General features: G+C 65.1%; 1 protein-coding gene and 1 pseudogene. One reads left to right on the forward strand and one right to left on the reverse strand.

The features are described 5' to 3' along the window. Positions 1 to 24: 24 nt before the first annotated feature. Positions 25 to 1254 (reverse strand): IS110 family RNA-guided transposase, encoded by a 1230-nt coding sequence (locus AC1Q6C_RS33555; RefSeq protein WP_064113750.1) that lies wholly within the window; start codon positions 1252 to 1254, stop codon positions 25 to 27. Between the two features lie 97 nt (positions 1255 to 1351). Here AC1Q6C_RS33555 and AC1Q6C_RS33560 point away from each other — a divergent pair. Further along, positions 1352 to 1645, forward strand: a pseudogene (locus AC1Q6C_RS33560) (hypothetical protein); the annotation flags it as partial.

The following is a 1645-nucleotide window of genomic DNA, read 5'->3' on the forward strand; positions in this document are numbered from 1 at the left end:
AAGACATCTCACGGGGTGTAGGAGTCAAGCCGCGATCGGTAGGGGAGGTGGGAATGCGTGCAGTTCGTCGAAGAGTTCGCGGGTGGTGAGGCAGTGGTGGAGTTGGCCGAGGAATCGGTTGAACAGATGTCGTTGAGCTTGATGGTTCCAATCTCCGCCAGCGCGGCGAGCGTCGAAATGCCGTCTGGCTCCGGGGGATGCTTGGAGGGCGCTGAATGCCCAGATTGTTCCCGCTGCAGCCAGTCTCCGGTTCTTGACGTGCCGGTGCAGGACGAAGGTTTTCTTCCCGCTGGCGCGGGTGATCGGGGCGGCGCCGGCGTACGCCTTGAGGCCGCGGGCGGTGACGAATCGGGTGCGGTCGTCACCGATCTCGGCGAGTACTCGGGCTCCGGCGAGTGTGCCGAGCCCGGGGAAGCTGGTGATGATCTTCGCATCCGGGTGCTCGGCGAAGAGCACGCTGACGTGTTCGGCGAGGGTCTCGGCAGCTGCGCAGGCGGCATCGAATTGCTGCAGCAACGTCATCAGGCTGATTCCCATCGCCGCTTCGATTTGCGGTGGCTGGCGAAGCTCCGGGGCGCGCATGATGCCCCGCAACCGTTCGACGTCGCGGTCGATGTATCGGGAACGTCCGGCCCTCTTGAGCGCCGCCCGAAGTTGGGGCCGGGTCAACGCGGCAGCTGCGGTCGGAGTCGGAGCGGCAGCGAGCACGCTGCGGGCATCGGGGCGGGTCAATCCGTCTTCGAGAGACTGAAACGCGACCAGAGCTGCTGGGTAGTACTCCTTGAGGAGCGAGCGGATCTCGTTTTGGAAGCGTTGCCGAGACCAGACGGCGTCCTGTTGGGCGCGGGCAAGAACCCGAATGGCCAGCGCAGTGTCGGTGTCGGCCGGCAACGGACGGTGTGCGCCGGCGTCGGTGCGCACGATGTTCGCCAGCATGACCGCGTCGGCGGAATCGGATTTCGATCCGGACACCGAATGCCGGGACCGGTACCGCGAGGCGGCCAGCGGATTGATCGGGTAGATGACCCGGCCACTCGCACGGAGCGCGGCGATCCACAGGCCGTGATCGGTTTCGATCCCGACCGGGATCAGATCCTGGGCGGTGTCGCCGGCTTCGGCGAACGCCTCGAGCAGTCGGGCGAACCCGACGGCGTCGTTGCTGACGCGTCCGCGGCGCACGACGTCACCCAGGTCGTCGAGGATCGCGAAGTCGTGATGGTTTTCGGCCCAATCGATTCCGCAGTACAGTCCCACCGCGCCTCCCAATGTCGATGTGCAGGTTGCGAACCCGTGTGGTGCACGCGGCGACCTAATTGCAGGACTCGACGGTCCGTCATCTCACCAGCCGTTCGTGACACCAGCGCACCGCAGGGCACTCGATCTGCCGAAGAGCTCACGGCTCGGGAACACAGAAGAAGAGATCACCCCTGCGGCGGGCTCGTACCACGACATCTCACCACGCCAGAAGGTGCACCGCCCGGCGCTGCCTCTCTTCCAGAAGGCGTCGCATGCGCCGGGAAAACCCTGGAGTCCGCCGGGCAGTGCACCCGCAGAAACACCAGAGCAGCGTGAGCGTTACCGCTCCGTCGGTCCGTGCTTCTACACACCAATTAGGAAAAACCCGATCATGAACGACTTTAGCCTC

The sequence above is a fragment of the Rhodococcus sp. MT28 genome (genome assembly GCF_058792695.1).